Origin of the sequence: Burkholderia sp. AU30280, from assembly GCF_020420125.1 — a bacterium.
GTDB lineage: Bacteria > Pseudomonadota > Gammaproteobacteria > Burkholderiales > Burkholderiaceae > Burkholderia.
In genome coordinates, this window is record NZ_JAIZRY010000043.1 from 1 (window position 1) to 937 (window position 937).

At 70.2% G+C, this 937-nt stretch carries 1 protein-coding gene; it reads right to left on the bottom strand.

The genetic code is table 11. The features are described from left to right. Positions 1-937, bottom strand: a 937-nt coding sequence (locus LGN17_RS36430; protein ID WP_226201562.1) for a type VI secretion system Vgr family protein, incomplete at both ends; no start/stop codon positions are given.

Below are 937 nucleotides of genomic sequence, written 5' to 3' on the forward strand. Positions count from 1 at the left end.
ACGACAGCACCACGTATTCGCGGTTCGCCGCCTGCTGCGGGTAGCCCGTCAGCGCAAACGTGCGGCCCACCGTCAGCCCGCGCAGGTTGCCGCGGCCGGTCGCGCGCAGGCCCGCGCAGCGGCGCGCCTCCAACTGCACGCGCGCCAGGTGCCGGGACTCCTGCTCGGTATCGTTCGGCTGCCCTGCCACCCCTTGCGCGCCCGCCAGCGGCTGGCTGTAATCGCCCCAGTCGTAGACCGCACCGTCCGCGCTCGCCGTCTTGCGCGGGTTCTCCTCGGTCACCGTCAGGTTCGCGCGCGGGCGCGTGTAGTCGTAGTCCACTACTGTCACGCTGCCGGACGTGAGCCGACTCGTCACCGACAGCGCGCGGATGTGCTCCTCGTCGATGCGCTTGCCGTCCGGCGACAGGTAGCGCACCGTCTCGTACGCCGCGCCGTGCGGATGGTGGCCGCCCGTCGTGTCGCACAGCACGAGGCGCTGATGGCCGCTCTCATGCTCGAACCACCACCAGATGCCCCATTCCTCCCACAGCCGCTGCAGGAACGCCCAATCGGTCTCGAACGCCTGCCGCTGCACGTCGCGCTTCGGGTAGATGCCGCGGAACGCGCCGGCCAGGCGCTTGTCGACCGGGTACGGATACTTCGCGAGCACCGCGTCGGTGATCTCGACGACGCTCATGTCCTGGAAGATCCGGCAGTCCTGCGTGAGCGTCGCGCGGTACAGCCACGGGCGCAGCTCGAGCTCGTACAGGATCGAGTGCCGGTCCTCGCCGGCTACGCGCGCCGCGGTCACCAGCCCCGTGATCTCGCGCGTGCCCGCGCCGATGTTGCCGAGTCCGGCGTTGCCGGCGAGGCCGGGGACAAACTGGCCCTTGCCTTCGAGCTGGATCGACACTGTCACCTCGGTGCCGACGAGCTTGTCCAGGTCGAGGTTGGC